The sequence below is a fragment of the Acinetobacter sp. neg1 genome, assembly GCF_000788125.1.
Taxonomy (GTDB): domain Bacteria; phylum Pseudomonadota; class Gammaproteobacteria; order Pseudomonadales; family Moraxellaceae; genus Acinetobacter; species Acinetobacter vivianii.
The window spans coordinates 109,090-125,441 of the sequence record NZ_JSZD01000006.1 but is presented as its reverse complement, the minus strand read 5'-3'; the positions used below and the strand labels follow the sequence as shown (position 1 = coordinate 125,441).

Here is a 16,352-nt window from a genome sequence, read left to right as displayed (position 1 = left end):
CTTACCAAGTCATCTCAGGATAACTGCGTTGAATGGATTGCATTTCAGCCAACAGATAACCCAGATGCTCGGTATGCAAACCTTGTTTGGCACCACGGCGGTAGGCACCATTTGCAGGAATGCTCAATTCAAAACGCTTTAGTTCGGCAGCTACGACCTGATCCCATTGTGCTTTTTCGCTGGATAAATCAGGAATGATGCCTTGCTCAACCAGTGTTTTTTCTTCCGCAGTCAACTCGAACAGTTCAGCGCTAAAACGCCACAAATTGTCTAATGCCTGTTGTACACGTTGATGTGCTTCTGCCGTGCTGAGGCTTAAACGTTCCATCCAGCTGGTTGAGAAACGAATGTGATACTTGGCTTCTTTTAAAGATTTCACCGCCAATGCCGCGACTTCTGGCGTTTCGGATTGGGTTAACGCCGTTAATAACAATACATGGTAATGATCCATCAGCCATTGACGTACGATGGTTTGCGCAAAATCACCATTCGGTTGTTCACACAACAATAAGTTCAAAAACTCACGTTCATTACGGAAATAAGCCAATTGGTCTTCATCACGTTTTTCAGCTTCGTATTGTCCTGCCAAAGTCAGAAAATTTCGGGATTGTCCCAGTAAATCCAGACCGATATTGGCCAATGCAATATCAATTTCAAGTTCAGGCGCATGACCACACCACTCGGCCAGACGTTGTGCCAACACCAGTTGACTGTCGCCGATATGTAATAAAAACTTCGATAAAACCGTGTTATTCATTTGCATACTCCCTTACATGTGCTCAATGCCATCAGGGATATGATAGAAAGTCGGATGACGATAGACTTTGTCCAATGCAGGTTCAAAAAACTCGGCTTTTTCATCTGGCTGCGAAGATTTAATCAGTTCCGAACGCACCACCCAGATACTGATACCTTCATTGCGGCGGGTATACACATCACGTGCATGTTGTAATGCGATCTCATCATCAGGTGCTCTTAAACTACCAACATGACGGTGACTTAAACCCTGCTTACTCCGCACGAACACTTCATAAAGCGACCAATTGTTCTTATTTTCCATTGCGATATCCTTAAATTTTTCCATCAATTCTGTTTTAAGCGACTTTACCGACTTGGTTCTGCTGTTTTTTGGCGTAGACAACAGCTGCATCACGCACCCACTTGCCATTTTCCCAAGCCTTGCGGCGTGCTTCGATCCGTTCATGATTACAAGGCCCACGACCTGCAATCACCTCATTAAATTCTTGCCAGTCAATTTCGCCATAGCTGTAATGACCAGTTTCCTCATCCCATTTCAAATCCGCATCAGGCACGGTCAAGCCAAGCTGTAAGATTTGCGGTACGGTGTTATCGACAAACTTCTGGCGCAATTCATCATTACTAAAACGCTTGATTCCCCATGCCATACTTTGTGCGCTATTTGGAGAATGCTCATCGCTTGGGCCAAACATCATCAATGCAGGCCACCAGAAACGGTTCACTGCATCTTGCGCCATCTGTTTTTGTTCAGGAGATCCCGCAGCCAATGCCATCATGGCTTCAAAACCCTGACGCTGATGGAAACTTTCTTCTTTACAGATTCGCACCATGGCACGCGCATAAGGGCCATAAGAGGTCCGGCATAAAGCCACCTGATTGACAATCGCAGCGCCATCCACCAGCCAGCCAATCGCCGCCACATCGGCCCAGCTCACCGTTGGATAATTAAAGATCGATGAATATTTCATTTTTCCATCAATCAATTTTTCCATCATGTCATCACGGTCTGCACCCAAGGTTTCAGCTGCACTGTAAAGGTAAAGACCATGCCCTGCCTCATCCTGAACTTTTGCCAGTAATACAGCTTTACGTTTCAACGTTGGTGCACGGGTAATCCAGTTGCCTTCTGGCAGCATCCCGACAATTTCCGAATGACCATGCTGTCCAATCTGACGAATCAAGGTTTTACGATAAGCCTCAGGCATTTCATCTTTGGCTTCGATGGTGATGTCATTGGCAATGTTGTGCTCAAATTTCTGATAATTATTTTCCATGTGTCAATTCCTTGAGAATTTCATCCATGAATCCATTTTTCGATACACACAAAACAAAGTCAACAGATATTTTTGTATCAAATTAAAATTCACCACAAAATCAAATTCAAATAATTGATTTAGTTAATATTAATTAAATTAATAAAAATTTTATTCAATCTAAAAAACAAAATAAGGTTGACTTTTAGCGCAATCAATATGAAATTATGAATCATATTTTAAGTATTTCTATAATTGATGTATCACATAAAAATGGAGTTTGATCATGCTTGAACAAGCACATCTAGAAGAAGCGACCACGGATATTAAAGAACAAAGCTCAAGCCAGCAGTTAACCAAACTGGCGTCTTATGTCTATGGAATCTGGCATTCAAGTCATGAAGAGACACGTACCGTTGTACATGCAATTACTGGTACCCCAATCTATAGCGTCAGTAGTCATGGCATCGATATGCAACAGGTCGTGCAATATGCCAAGCAAAATGGTACTGAACTGGCAAACTGGACTTTTCATCAACGTGCCAATGCCTTAAAGCAAATTGCCCAACATTTATTTGAGCAAAAAGAACAGTTCTATAACTTGGCTCATGCCACTGGTGCGACACGTAAAGATGCCTGGATTGATATCGAAGGCGGGATTCAGACCTTATTCGCCTATTCAAGTCTGGTGCGCCGTGAACTGAATGATGAAAAAATTATCACTGAAGATAGCTGGATTCAGCTCTCTAAAAACGGCACTTTTGGCGCGAAGCATATTTTAAGCCCTAAAGCTGGTGTTGCTGTGCATATCGATGCCTTTAACTTCCCTATCTGGGGCATGCTGGAAAAAATTGCGCCGACGCTCTTGGCTGGTGTGCCTTGTATTGTCAAACCTGCAACTGAAGGCGCTCAACTGACTCAAGCCGTGGTTGAGGCGATTGTTGCAACGGGTATTTTACCCAAAGGTTCGCTACAACTGATCTGTGGTCAAATTTATGATCTTTTTGATTATTTAGGCCCTCAAGACTGCGTCACCTTTACAGGTTCAGCCTATACAGGACAAAAGCTTCGCAATCATCCGCACTTAAATAAATACTCCATTCCATTCAGTATGGAAGCAGATTCGGTCAATAGCGCGATTCTCAGTCCAGAAGCGAATGAAGCAACGCTAGATCTGTTTGTACGTGAAGTGTTTCGTGAAATGACCACCAAAGCTGGACAAAAATGTACCGCCATTCGCCGTGCCTTTGTTCCTCATGCTCTGCTTGAACAAGTTCAGCAAAAGCTGAGCGCCAAACTGGCAAAAGTCGTGGTTGGAGATCCACAAAAACCTGACACGACGATGGGTGCTTTGGCTAGTCCTAAACAAAAACTGGATGTAGCAGCCAAAGTTGCTGAACTGGCAAAAGAAGCCCAAATTGTATTTGGTGGCGATAGCACATTTAAATTTAATGCAGATCATCCAGACAAAGGCGCCTTCTTTCCACCGACACTCTTGCGCTGCGACAAACCATTAGAAGCCATCTCAGTACATACCACTGAAGCATTCGGCCCTGTATGTACCTTGATGCCTTATCAATCCATTGATGAACTTGTTGATCTGGTGGCGCGTGGTGAAGGCAGTCTGGTGGCCTCCGTCGTGAAAAATACGGATGAAAATATTGAACAGATCATCCTGAAAATTGCACCGTGGCACGGTCGTGTTCATATTCTGGATGAAGAGTCAGCCAAAGAAAGTACGGGACATGGTTCTCCACTGCCTCATCTTGTACACGGCGGGCCTGGTCGTGCGGGTGGCGGTGAAGAACTTGGCGGCATTCGTGCAGTCAAACACTATATGCAACGCACAGCGATTCAAGGTTCACCGAATAGCCTAACGCAAGTCACCCATTCATGGACGGCGGGTTCAAATATTAATGAAGACCGAGTTCATCCATTTAAAAAATCATTTGATGAACTGGTGATTGGTGAACGTTTACTGACTGCACGCCGTACCGTGACTGAAGCAGATATTGTCAATTTTGCTTGCCTCAGTGGTGACTATTTCTATGCCCATACCGACAAAATCGCTGCGGCAGATTCTTTCTTCGGTGAGCGTGTTGCGCATGGCTACTTCATTGTTTCAGCAGCAGCAGGCTTATTTGTTGATGCTGCTCAAGGCCCGGTGATTGCCAATTATGGTATGGATAATTTACGTTTTGTCGAACCGGTCAAAATTGGTGATTCAATCCGAGTTGAATTGACCTGCAAACAAAAAACACCAAAGCCACAAAAAGACCCCTCTCAACCGGAGCATGGTGTGGTGGTTTGGGATATCAAGGTGAAAAATCAGCGTGATGAACTGGTGGCAACTTATGATATTTTAACTTTGGTTGCACGCGCAGCTTAAATTATACAGATTGATGGATACGATCAGGTGTCCATCAATCATTTTAAAAATTTAGAATCCTAAAAATAAGTTCTATTCAGGAAAATCCATGAGTGCCTATATCATTCTGATTCGTAAAGAATTAAAAAACCAAGATGAAATGAAGACCTATACCACGTTGGCACGCCAAGCCAGCCAAGGCTTCAATGCTGAACCTATCGTTTTTTATGGGCAATCTATTGCTTTGGAAAATATTGAAACTGATGGCGTTGCAATTATCAAATTTAGCACGATGCAGGAAGCACAAAACTGGTATCACAGTGATGCCTATCAACAAGCCAAAAAACATCGTGATTTGGCAGGTGAATATATTATGATTTTGACAGAAGGTTTAAGCTGATTTAATTATCAAACTAAAAAATTATCTAAAATTTAAAAATTGAATCATATTTTTAATTATCCTTCTTTTATTATAGACGGGAGGAGTTAGATTGTATGCATCATAATAAAAATATAGCACAATCCATAATACAGTTATTTTAAAACTCATAATAACAACAAATTATTAACCCCACCAACCCCACGATAAACCTTTAATAAATAAGTCCTATCTTGTATAAAACCATTTCCTCAACCTTCATATTTCTAAAATATTTATCCATTTTCTTTATTCTTTCGAGTAATTTTCACTTTTATTTTAATTGTGTATTGCTTGATCAATTAAAACTTTATATAAATAAACATACGATATCAAAAAAAAAATAATTTAATAAAAAAGTATCAATTTAAAATCCCAGTCATCACAGGAAGATGCACAATGAATGATAACAACCTAGAAAATATGCTCGGCAGGAATGAGCACGAAACCAATCACTCACCCGAGCATACGGTACAGAAAGAGCAAGAACTTCATACCCAAGAAAGCTTCGGCTATCAATGGTATGTCGTCGTGATCTGTATGGTGGCTTATATTCTTTCTTTTGTAGATCGCCAGATTCTGTCCTTAATGATCGAACCGATTAAACAAGATCTCATGTTAACTGACACGCAGTTCAGCTTATTACAAGGTCTGGCTTTCTCTTTATTTTATGCCTTTATGGGCATTCCGATTGCTGCGCTTGCAGACAAAAAATCACGAATCAAGATTATTTCTATTGGCATCGCCTTCTGGAGTCTTGCAACAGCAGCATGCGGCTTGAGTAAAAACTTTATCCAAATGTTTATTGCCCGATTAAGTGTCGGTGCGGGCGAAGCCGCTTTATCACCAGCATTTTATTCGATCGTTACAGACCTATTTCCCAAGGAAAAACTGGGACGTGCTTTAGGTTTATATGCGATTGGGGCATTCATTGGCTCAGGTCTGGCCTTTCTGATTGGCGGTTATGTGATTAGCCTGTTAAAAAATGTGGATATGGTCGTTTTACCTGTGATCGGACAATTAAAAACATGGCAACTCACCTTTTTCATCGTAGGATTACCAGGTGTTTTGCTGGCTCTAGTCATGATTCTGACGGTGAAAGAACCTAAACGTAAAGGTTTAAAGCTGGATCAGAATGGACAAGTCATACAGGCATCGTTTAAAAACTCCATTGCATTTATCAAAACCCACAAAAAAACTTTCTTTTGTCATTTTATTGGTTTTTCTTTCTATACCATGATGCTGTACTCACTGCTGGGCTGGGCGCCTGCATTCTATATGCGTCACTTTGGTTTAGATGCCAGCCAAACAGGTTATATCCTCGGGATTATCATTTTAATTGCCAATACCGCAGGCGCATTATTTTGTGGATGGCTAATCGATTATTTTTCTAAAAAAGGATATAGCGATGCTGCCATTCGAGCAGGTATGATCGGCTGTGCCGCGCTTGTACTTCCAAGTGTTCTATTCACTCAAGTTGATAATATGTATCTATCCTTTGGCCTAATTTTTATCGCCATGTTCTTCTCAACTTTTCCAATTCCCGCCTCGGCAGCGGCCACCCAAATGCTCACTCCAAATCAATTACGCGCTCAGGTTTCAGCCAAATTTTTGCTTATCTCTAATCTAATTGCATTAGGTGTTGGCACAACAGCAGTCGCGTTATTAACTGATAAGTATTTTGAAAATACAGTGATGGTTGGAAACTCCATTTCGATTGTGAATGCGATTGCAGGAATAATTGGTGTTTTCTTGCTGTTTAAAGGATGCAAATATTATCGGGAAAGCATCCTGCTTGAAAAACTAAATTAAAACAGTCTACTTCAGGCCTTTCTTATTTGTAGTTTAAGGAAGGCTTGAATCTAATTGCTCAAATAACAACGCTATCTGGAATAACATATTTCTAAATCTGAATAAAAAATTTGACTGGCGAATCCATCTAACTAAATGATTCCAGACTGGAACTTTTGCCAACTTTCAATCAGCTAAACTTAAACTTTGTCATTTTGGTCAATTTTTTTAAAAATTATTTTTCTGATATTTTTTAAAATACATAAAAAACAAAAACCTACAAAACTTTAAATAGGCATTTTACCCTTTATCTTTCTCCAGTCTGCATGTCAAACAAGACATAGTCTTTTGATCAGGAGCATGTCAGCATAATTTTACAACCATCCTTCAGGATATAACCATGTCGAATATGATGAATAAGGCTCAAGGGTTTGGGCTATCTTTGATCACAAAAATCGCAGGAAGCGAAGTACTTGATCAACTCAAATTAAGAAAATTTGTAGAAAAATCATTATATCAAGGTTCAAAAACAGGCTTTAAGGTACTTAATAAAACTCAAAAAGCATTTAAGCCTCAACCCATCGATAAACAACGTCTCCCGAATCAGACCAACAAAAATCTGTTTGATCTCAGCCTGACCGAAGAACAGCAAATGACCGTTGACGCGATGTCACAATTTGCAGAAGAAGTCTTATATACGCTGGCACATGATGCGGATCACTACGCCCAGTTTCCAGAACAACTCTGGCAACATCTGGTCGATCTGGGTTTAAACTACTACGCGCTTCCAGAAGCCTTGGGGGGCGTTGCAGCAGAAAAAAAAATTGTTAGCAATATCCTGATTGCAGAAAATCTAGCAAAAGGTGATTTCAGCCTGACTGCGGGTCTATTGAGTACTTTCAGCGTGATCAATGCCATAACCCGTTGGGGATCTACTCAAGTTCAGTCCATGTATTTACCTGTATTTGCTGAAGATACCGATGTCACCGCAAGTTTTGCCTTCCAAGAAGCAACACCCGCATTTAACCCATTTCAGTTAAAGACCAAAGCCACAGAAGCCAATGGACAATTCTATATTACTGGTGAAAAAACCTTAGTAATTTTAGGCGATACCGCGGATGTCTTTCTGGTTAGTGCAGAATTTAACGGTCAGCCTGATATTTTCGTGGTGCAATCCAATGAAAGTATTGCCATCAAAGCCAATCCAGCGATGGGTTTAAAAGCTGCTGAAACCGCAACACTGCAATTCAACCAGACCCCCGCTTTACGTTTAGGTGACAGCGATTTTGATTACACCGCTTTTGTCGATCTAGGCAACCTGATGTGGTGTGCCATGGCTGTTGGAACCTGTGAAGCCATCAAAGCCTACTGTATTAAATATGCCAATGAGCGTATAGCCTTTGGTGAACCTATTTCACATCGTCAAAGTGTAGCCTTCATGATTGCGGACATGGCAATTGAAATCGATGCCATGCGTATGCTGGTACTCAATGCTGCAAGCTTGGCAGAAGCTGGACAACCGTTCCATCGTGAAGCTTATCTTGCTCGCCTGCTCTGTGCTGAAAAATCCATGAAAATAGGTACTGATGGCGTACAAATTCTGGGCGGACATGGATTTACCAAGGAGCATCCTGTTGAACGCTGGTATCGCGACCTTCGTGCAACTGCAATCCTACATTCTGGCTTACATGCTTAATTTTGGAGAACAATAATGAACTTACAAAATCCGAAAAAATTCAAAATGCTGGTGGATCAGGCACACGAAACTGCACTGAATGTTTTACGACCTATTTCCCGTAAATATGACAAAGCCGAACATGCTTACCCGAAAGAACTGGACATGCTTGCTGCTCTACTGGATGGCATGAATGAAAGTGGCGAAGGTGTCGGTGCAGCCAATGCCAGTAAACGCGGCACGGTAAACCCAAATACCGTTGTAAATGGCGGCAATATGTCAGCAGCGCTGGGCATTATTGAAATGTGTTACGGCGATACAGGCTTGTTGCTGAGTATGCCTCGTCAAGGTTTAGGCAACTCTGCCATTGCAGCAGTTGCCAATGATGAACAGTTAGAACGCTTCAAAAGCACTTGGGCAGCGATGGCGATCACAGAACCCGGTTGTGGTTCTGACTCAGCAGCAATTCGCACTACAGCAACCAAAGATGGTGATGACTATATCCTGAATGGTGAAAAAATCTTTGTCACCTCAGGTGAACGTGCCGACTCGGTGGTAGTGTGGGCAACATTAGATAAAAAACTAGGTCGTGCTGCAATTAAATCATTCGTGGTACCCAAAGGCACACCTGGAATGAAGGTTGAGCGTCTAGAACATAAACTCGGAATTAAAGCTTCAGATACTGCGGTGATTAGCTTTATTGACTGTCGTGTGCCTGCTGCCAATTTATTAGGTAATCCTGAGATTGATGTGGCAAAAGGCTTTGCTGGCGTGATGGAAACCTTTGACAATACCCGCCCACTGGTTGCGGCAATGGCAATTGGTTGTGCCAAAGCCTCATTAGAGCGAATTAAAGAAATCTTCAAAGATCAGCTTGATCCAGACTACAAAACACCCTATTTACAAACTTCAAATTTAGCTGCGCAAATCTATCGAATGGAAGCCGAATGGGAAGCCGCCCGTTTGTTAATGATTAAAGCAACTTGGATGGCCGACAATAAAAAGCCGAATTCAAAAGAAGCATCGATTGCCAAAGCGAAAGCTGGTCGTGTTGGCAATGAAATTACCTTAAAATGCGTCGAGCTGGCTGCCAGTGTCGGTTATGGCGAAGATGAATTACTGGAAAAATGGGCACGTGACTCAAAAATTCTGGATATTTTTGAAGGTACACAACAGATTCAGCAATTGATTATTGCCCGTCGTGAATTGGGTAAATCATCTAGTGAATTGAAATAATTGTTGCTTTACTTATTCAATACGAAGAAAAAGGACGTGTTCAGCACGTCCTTTCTATTTTAATAAATAATGTTTTATCTCATCGTCACAAACTCTTCTGCTGAGGTTGGATGAATGGCAACAGTATTATCAAAATCTTTCTTGGTTGCACCCATTTTCAAAGCCACCGCAAAACCTTGCAGAATCTCATCCATGCCAAAACCGATACCGTGGATACCGACAATTTTTTCATTTTCACCCACACAGACTAACTTCATTTTAGTCGGCTGACGATGTTGTGTAATGGCGCTGTACATCGCAGTAAAGGATGAGTTATACACTTTTACAGCTTGTTGCCCGTATTGCTCAATGGCTTCTTTTTCAGTAATCCCCACTGTGCCAATGGGTGGATGACTAAATACCACGGTTGGAATATTGTCATAATCCAAGTGCTCCTCTGGTTTATGATTAAATAATCGCTCAGAGAGTCTCCGCCCAGCAGCCACAGCAACCGGAGTCAGTTCCATTTTCCCTGTAATATCACCCACCGCATACACGCCTTGCTGTGAAGTATTCTGGAATTTATCGACTTGAATATAGCCTCGCTCATCCAGTTGAACATTGGCTTTATCCAGATTCAAACTCGCAGTATTTGCCTCTCGCCCCGTTGCCCAGATTAAGCAATCAACCGTATAGGTTTCGCCATTTTCTAAATGTAAAGTAACGGAATCATCATCATTTTTTGTGATTTTCTTAGGTACAGCTTGGGTATGTACGCTGATACCATCAGTTTGCATGACCTCAACCAATGTTTCACTGACAAATGAATCAAAGCGTCTTACGGGTAAATCCTTACGAATAAACAATCCGACTTGCGAACCCAAAGCATTGAGTACACCCGCCAACTCAACCGCAATATACCCCGAACCGATCACTGCCGTTTTTTTAGGTAAAGCTGTAAGCTCAAAGAAACCGTTCGAATCAATACCATATTCAACACCTTCAATATCTGGTAATGACGGCTGTGTCCCAGTTGCAATCAAGATATGATCTGCCGTGAATTTCTCACCGTTAACTTCGATGGTATTTTTATCAATAAAATGAGCCGCGCCATGAATAAGATCAACCTGATTCTTGCTTAGGCTATTTTGATAGGACTGATGAATCCGATCGATATAAGCCTGTCTATTCTTAATTAAAGTCTGCCAATCGAAAGATTCTACTTTACTGTTAAAGCCATAATCTGGACCATATTTATGGATGGCCTCAGCCACATGAGCTGCATACCACATCACCTTTTTAGGCACGCAACCCACGTTAACACAGGTTCCACCGATCTCAGCTTTCTCAATTAAGGCACATTTTTTCCCGTACATGGCAGCACGATTCACTGATGCAATGCCACCACTGCCAGCACCAATTGCAATATAATCATAATGTTTTGTCATCTTTGCCTCATAAATTGCTTATAAGATTATTCTTAAGTTATACATAGATATACAGCAAGAAGATGCAAAATCTGTACTTGGTTAAAGTTTTAATACAAGAAAATAAAAAGGCACTGATGATGATTCAACAGTGTCCTGCTTTTGCAATGTTTTTTTGGATTATGCAGTTGCTACCTGTTCTGTAGAAACTTCATTTAATGATTGGTCAACCACACCAAATTTCTTAAACAGTTTGGCACGACGTTTTGGATAAATATTGGCTTTATTCAAGTCACCTTTATAGTGATCAAAGACACGCTTATCCATCATTTTTGACCATAATGGTGGAATCAAAGCAGGTAATAACATACTTGCATAACCACTCGGTAGCTCAGGTGCTTCATCAAAATGACGCAATGCCTGAAATGGACGGGTTGGATAAGCGTGATGGTCTGAATGGCGCTGTAATTGATACAAGAACAAGTTGGTCACAATATTATTATTGTTCCAGCTATGCTCAGGCATGGTGCGCTCATATTTGCCATTTTTGTCTTTCTGACGTTTTAGGCCGTAGTGTTCAATATAGTTAATAATTTCAAACAAACTAATTCCGTAGAACGCTTGTGTTGCTAAATAAGGAATTACCCCCTTACCAAACAGACCAACCATTGAGCCATGAAACGCGGCACTCATGCCCCAGCCTTGTAGCAATTCATTGTCCCTTGACCAGAACTCTTTGCCTTTACGTTTTAAACGCGTCGTTTCGATTTCAATTGCTGATTTGAAAGAGCCAATGACCGTACGTGGCCAAAACTCATAGAATGTTTCACCCATTTGTGAAGATGCTGGATCTTCAGGTGTCGCAGCACGTTTATGGTGACCATAAGGATGTTCAACACGGAAATGGTTATACCCTGTTGGTACCAACGCCAAATGCGAAAGAATATGGTCAATACGATCAGATTTATGACTTAGCTCATGTGCAGTATTAATGGCAATCCCATTAATTGCACCCATTGAAATACCAAGAAAAATCTTATCAATGAAAGAGGTTTCTTTACGGCTTGATAAATAACATGCATAAACATTGGCTGCATATTGTAGTGGAATAAAGCTTTTTACCAACCGAGAATAATATGGGTCTTTTTCTAACAGCTTAATATCTTCATCGGTTGGATTATTGGCGTCTTTCCCAATAATCGTATCAATTGTTGGAATCACAATGTGTAAAACAATTGGACCACCTAAAGCAAAGATTTTTTTCAATGGGCGTGGTGCAAATTGATAACCTGCCAAAATACCAATTCCGATTACAGGCAAAGCTGGGCTAATGGCCCATAAATAACGTTTCCGATCCAACTGAGTTTTTGACTTTGGAATGCTTACTGGCGTAAGTTCTTGCTCAACATTTACTGGCGCATTCATCATCGAATCCATGTCTTTGTATATATAAGTATATTTTGAGGAATTATGGAATTCATGACAGTTGCAAGCGTCCAAAAAAGCTATGTCAAAGTCTTTGGCATCATCCTCCCTGTTTTTGTCCTATAAACACATATTGAGTTATTGGTACAGCTCTCTATAATTTAAATGAATACATCGTTAAAAAATCATATGGATGCTTTAAGTAAAATATTTGCTGATATTCATTTAAATCACACTGAATATATCTACTTGAAAACTCAAGGAGAATGGAGTTTTATCTGCCAAGATCAAAGCGCCTTAATTGTTCATATTGTTTTAGTTGGTTCTGTTTTTATTCAAATTGATGCACAAAATAGTTTAACTGCACATGCGGGCGAAATTGTGGTGATTTCTTCAGGGAAAGCCCATACAGGTGCAGATAATGCGATTACCAAACTGGTCGATGCCGTTGATATTTCAAAATTGTTCGATGGTCATAAAGAAGAAGCCATCGAATTCGGCACACAATCACCCGAAAAAAATCTCATTCTGACGGTACGCTGCCAGATTGACACTATTATGGCGCGTCCTTTTATTCAGGCCTTACCACCCATTATTCATCTCCAGCACGGAGATACCAATGCACCAGAATGGCTACAAATTGGCTTACATTTCCTTGCCTTAGAAACACAAAATATTCAGGCAGGCCGCGATATCATCATCGATCATCTCGTGAATATCTTATTAATCAAATGTATTCGAGATCATATTCAACAAATCTCAACTCAACATGGTTGGCTCAGTGCCTTAAATCATCCAGAACTCAGCAATAGTCTGGCGGCCATCCATAACCACCCCGAAGATGCTTGGACGGTTGAATCATTGGCAGAACAATGCTGTATGTCACGCTCCAAGTTTGCCAGCCTCTTCCACGAAGTGATTGGTGAATCACCTCTCGCCTATTTACAGCAGCATCGCATGCGTCTGGCAAGTCAATATCTGCGTAAAAGCAATCACTCAATACAACAGATTGCCAATAAAGTGGGTTACTCCTCAGAAACGGCTTTTAGCCAAGCCTTTAAACGCACGTTTGAGCATTCACCTAAACAATATCGACAACAATTTGTAGAAGAAGAAAATTGAGCATAAAAAAAGACACTATCGTGTCTTTTTTGCTTTGCATTATCGATTAACGCACAATACCACGTGTGGACTGTTCTAATGAATCGATGAATAGCTGAGCCTCAGGTGTTTTGACCAGAATTTCGTTACGAATCTGTTCAATCGCCTGTTCAGTGGTTAAACCAGATTTATAGATCAGCTTGTAAGCTTCTCGTAAACCCTGAATCGTATCACGAGACCATCCTTTACGACGCATCCCCTCAATATTCATACCATAAGCACGCGCTGGATTACCAGAGGCCATGATATAGGCAGGTACGTCTTTAAGGATAAGCGCTGCACCACCGATCATGCTATATGAGTCGATTTTGCAGAATTGATGAATACCCGCATTACCACCGACAATCACGTGATCGCCGACATGGACATGCCCTGCAACACCAACATTATTAGCAAAAATATTATGGTTACCAATAACACAGTCATGGGCAATATGCGTATTGACCATTAACAGGTTATGGCTACCAATTTTGGTCAGGCTGTGATCCTGAACCGTACCACGATGCAAAGTACAATGCTCGCGAATCGAATTATGGTCACCGATTTCTAACCAGGTTTCTTCGCCTTGATATTTTAAATCCTGACAAATTTCCCCAATACTCGAGAACTGGAAAATATCATTATTTTTACCAATTCTCGTAAAACCACCAATGACAACATGTGAATGTAATTTTGTACCAGAGTCAATACTTACATTTGGACCCACAACACAATACGGACCAATTTGTACATCAGATGCAATTTCTGCAGACGGGTCAATAATTGCTGTGGGATGTATTAAATTCTGACTACTCATGTCTGCTCAATTTTCTGGTGTGAAATAATAATCTCTGCCGTTGCAGCAACAATGCCATCAACGCTAGCAGTACAATTGTACTTGTAAATGCCACGTTTTTGCATCACAAGTTCAGATTTTAAGACAAGCTGGTCACCTGCAACAACTTGTTTTTTAAATCTGATCTTTTCTGCACCTGCGAATAAAAACAGTGAACCTGCTTTCGGCTTTTGATTAGTTAAGACAAAACCCAAGATTCCAGAAACCTGCGCTAATGCTTCAATCATTAGTACGCCAGGCATAATTGGATAAGTCGGGAAATGCCCTTGGAAAAACTCTTCATTAATCGAGACGTTTTTATAACCGACAATACTGTTCTCAGTTATTTCCGTAACGCGATCAACTAATAAAAATGGATAACGATGGGGTAAATATTCACGAATGGTAAGAATATCCATTGGTAATTCAGGCATCGTAAATGCTGGAGATGTAGACTCAGTCATAATAAATTATTTACGTAACTTAAAGGTTGATTCAAGGGACTCTAATTGAGCTTGCATATGATCAAGCCTTTTAGTGATTTGGGTCAATGGCACATCTGCTAATTGTCTGAGACGTACAATCGTCTTTTTCCAGTGACTATTTTCAAAAAGTCCCATGCCAGAAGAATACGTTCCAGCCTCAGAAATATTTCTTGTGACCATTGACATTGCAGTAAGTGTCACATTATCTGCAATTGTAAGGTGTCCAACCACCCCTGATGCACCACCTAGAATACAGTTTTTGCCAATCCGGGCACTCCCTGCGATCCCACAATTTGCAGCGATGGCCGTATTTTCACCAATGTGTACATTGTGAGCAACTTGCACAAGGTTATCAATAATGACACCATCTTCCAGAATTGTGTCATCTAGAGCACCACGGTCAATACTACAATTTGATCCAATTCGAACATCATTTCCGATACGAACCGAGCCCAGTTGTGCAATACGGTGCCACTTACCCTGATACGGTGCAAAACCAAAACCTTCCGTACCAATAACAGTATTGGCATGAATACGCACACGATCTTTCAGTTTTGCAGCACCTGTAATCGTCACATGCGCATCAATAAAACAGTCTTTACCAATTTCGACTTCATCATCAACAAAAGCATGTGCCTGAATAATTGTATTGTTACCAACAACACAATTTTCACCAATCACGACATAATGTCCAATATACACATCATCGGCAATCATGGCAGATGGATGAATTTTGGCAGTACTTTCAATACCGCGTTGGGCAATCTTTTTTTCAAATAAATGCGTTAAAGTCGCAAAAGCTAAGTAAGGATTATCGACAACAATAAAGTTTTGTTTATTGATCAGTTGTGATTTAAGTGAAGCTGTGACGATATACACACCCGCATGACTTGCTTCTGCCTGTGCGAGATATTTGTCGCCATTCACAAAACAGATCTGATTTTCTTGCGCATGTTCTAAACTTGCCAAGCCCGAGATCTGAAAATCTTGTGCACCGAAATACTCACCTTTGACAAGGTGAGCAATTTCTTCTAAACGATAAGTACGTCTATTCATTGATTATTTAATTGAATTAACCTTTTGAATCATTTTATCAGTTAAATCATACTGAGCGTCAGAGGCAATCGTAGAATTTTTATTCAAAATAAAGTCTAAGTTGTTCTCTTTACGCAATTGTTCAGCAGCTTGCTTCACACGTGTTTCAAAAGTTGTATTCATTGCCTGCAAACTAGACTGAACTTTGGTTTGTAGACCTTGCTGAGTTGAGTTAAATTCACTCAGTTTTGACTGATATTGAGCAGTTAACTTTTGAATATCAGCCTGATTCATTTTCTGACCTTCAGTCTGTGCTTTTTGTTGCAAAGACTCTAACTCTTTACCCAATTGCTCAAGACGAGTTGAAGTCGGTTTTACCGATTGACTCAAACTTGCATTTTGTTGCTTGAGATAAGTACTGCTTTCTACAACTTTAGCCAAATCTACTACAGCCAGGCCAGCAGCATTTACTGTTGCAGAAACCGTTAAACCCAAACCCAACATCAGCTTTGTTAATGTTTTCATT

At 40.8% G+C, this 16,352-nt stretch carries 15 protein-coding genes; 6 read left to right on the top strand and 9 right to left on the bottom strand.

Going from position 1 to position 16,352, the window contains the following annotated elements:
* Nucleotide 1: 1 nt before the first annotated feature.
* The 3 genes from paaC to paaA are packed head-to-tail and all read right to left on the bottom strand — an operon-like array spanning nucleotide 2 to nucleotide 2,033.
* Nucleotides 2–757, bottom strand: coding sequence for a 1,2-phenylacetyl-CoA epoxidase subunit PaaC (gene paaC, locus PJ15_RS01655; protein ID WP_047429112.1), 756 nt, complete (start codon nucleotides 755–757; stop codon nucleotides 2–4).
* Between the two features lie 12 nt (nucleotides 758–769).
* Nucleotides 770–1,060 (bottom strand): 1,2-phenylacetyl-CoA epoxidase subunit PaaB, encoded by a 291-nt coding sequence (gene paaB, locus PJ15_RS01650; RefSeq protein ID WP_005230234.1) that lies wholly within the window; start codon nucleotides 1,058–1,060, stop codon nucleotides 770–772.
* A gap of 34 nt (nucleotides 1,061–1,094) precedes the next feature.
* The gene (paaA, locus tag PJ15_RS01645) at nucleotides 1,095–2,033 is read right to left on the bottom strand and encodes a 1,2-phenylacetyl-CoA epoxidase subunit PaaA (protein WP_047427184.1); all 939 of its coding nucleotides are present in this window, start codon (nucleotides 2,031–2,033) and stop codon (nucleotides 1,095–1,097) included.
* Nucleotides 2,034–2,298: 265 nt separating this feature from the next.
* Between paaA and paaZ the strand changes: the two genes are divergently transcribed.
* The 5 genes from paaZ (at nucleotide 2,299) to PJ15_RS01620 (ending at nucleotide 9,500) form a co-directional block, all read left to right on the top strand.
* The gene (gene paaZ, locus PJ15_RS01640; protein ID WP_047427181.1) at nucleotides 2,299–4,401 is read left to right on the top strand and encodes a phenylacetic acid degradation bifunctional protein PaaZ; all 2,103 of its coding nucleotides are present in this window, start codon (nucleotides 2,299–2,301) and stop codon (nucleotides 4,399–4,401) included.
* Nucleotides 4,402–4,489: 88 nt separating this feature from the next.
* Nucleotides 4,490–4,780 carry a DUF1330 domain-containing protein gene (locus PJ15_RS01635; protein WP_047427178.1) on the top strand — a complete coding sequence of 97 codons (291 nt, stop codon included), beginning with the start codon at nucleotides 4,490–4,492 and terminating at the stop codon, nucleotides 4,778–4,780.
* Nucleotides 4,781–5,197: 417 nt separating this feature from the next.
* Nucleotides 5,198–6,610, top strand: coding sequence for a spinster family MFS transporter (locus PJ15_RS01630; protein WP_047427175.1), 1,413 nt, complete (start codon nucleotides 5,198–5,200; stop codon nucleotides 6,608–6,610).
* A gap of 388 nt (nucleotides 6,611–6,998) precedes the next feature.
* Entirely contained in the window at nucleotides 6,999–8,285 is a 1,287-nt protein-coding gene (locus tag PJ15_RS01625; RefSeq protein ID WP_171248567.1) for an acyl-CoA dehydrogenase family protein, read from the top strand.
* Nucleotides 8,286–8,300: 15 nt separating this feature from the next.
* Nucleotides 8,301–9,500 (top strand): acyl-CoA dehydrogenase family protein, encoded by a 1,200-nt coding sequence (locus PJ15_RS01620; protein WP_047427170.1) that lies wholly within the window; start codon nucleotides 8,301–8,303, stop codon nucleotides 9,498–9,500.
* Nucleotides 9,501–9,574: 74 nt separating this feature from the next.
* On the opposite strand, the gene gorA is transcribed toward PJ15_RS01620, so the two are convergent.
* Together gorA and PJ15_RS01610 are read right to left on the bottom strand one after the other, a co-directional pair.
* Nucleotides 9,575–10,927: a glutathione-disulfide reductase gene (gene gorA, locus PJ15_RS01615; protein WP_047427168.1), complete on the bottom strand. Its 1,353-nt coding sequence runs from the start codon at nucleotides 10,925–10,927 to the stop codon at nucleotides 9,575–9,577.
* Nucleotides 10,928–11,086: 159 nt separating this feature from the next.
* On the bottom strand, nucleotides 11,087–12,331 hold the full coding sequence (locus PJ15_RS01610; protein ID WP_047427165.1) for an alkane 1-monooxygenase: 1,245 nt from the start codon (nucleotides 12,329–12,331) through the stop codon (nucleotides 11,087–11,089).
* Between the two features lie 189 nt (nucleotides 12,332–12,520).
* On the opposite strand from PJ15_RS01610, the gene PJ15_RS01605 reads away from it, so the two are divergent.
* Nucleotides 12,521–13,453 carry an AraC family transcriptional regulator gene (locus PJ15_RS01605; RefSeq protein ID WP_032810588.1) on the top strand — a complete coding sequence of 311 codons (933 nt, stop codon included), beginning with the start codon at nucleotides 12,521–12,523 and terminating at the stop codon, nucleotides 13,451–13,453.
* A 46-nt stretch (nucleotides 13,454–13,499) separates the two neighbouring features.
* On the opposite strand, the gene lpxA is transcribed toward PJ15_RS01605, so the two are convergent.
* From lpxA to PJ15_RS01585, 4 genes are read right to left on the bottom strand one after another with little or no spacing between them, the layout of a single operon-like run.
* Nucleotides 13,500–14,288, bottom strand: coding sequence for an acyl-ACP--UDP-N-acetylglucosamine O-acyltransferase (gene lpxA / locus PJ15_RS01600; protein ID WP_004772012.1), 789 nt, complete (start codon nucleotides 14,286–14,288; stop codon nucleotides 13,500–13,502).
* On the bottom strand, nucleotides 14,285–14,770 hold the full coding sequence (gene fabZ, locus PJ15_RS01595; protein WP_004772011.1) for a 3-hydroxyacyl-ACP dehydratase FabZ: 486 nt from the start codon (nucleotides 14,768–14,770) through the stop codon (nucleotides 14,285–14,287). The genes lpxA and fabZ overlap by 4 nt, the downstream gene beginning before the upstream one ends.
* Nucleotides 14,771–14,776: 6 nt before the next feature.
* Complete coding sequence (gene lpxD, locus PJ15_RS01590) at nucleotides 14,777–15,847, bottom strand: UDP-3-O-(3-hydroxymyristoyl)glucosamine N-acyltransferase (protein WP_047427163.1); 1,071 nt, start codon at nucleotides 15,845–15,847, stop codon at nucleotides 14,777–14,779.
* A 3-nt stretch (nucleotides 15,848–15,850) separates the two neighbouring features.
* Complete coding sequence (locus PJ15_RS01585; protein WP_004772009.1) at nucleotides 15,851–16,351, bottom strand: OmpH family outer membrane protein; 501 nt, start codon at nucleotides 16,349–16,351, stop codon at nucleotides 15,851–15,853.
* Between the last annotated feature and the right edge of the window lies 1 nt (nucleotide 16,352).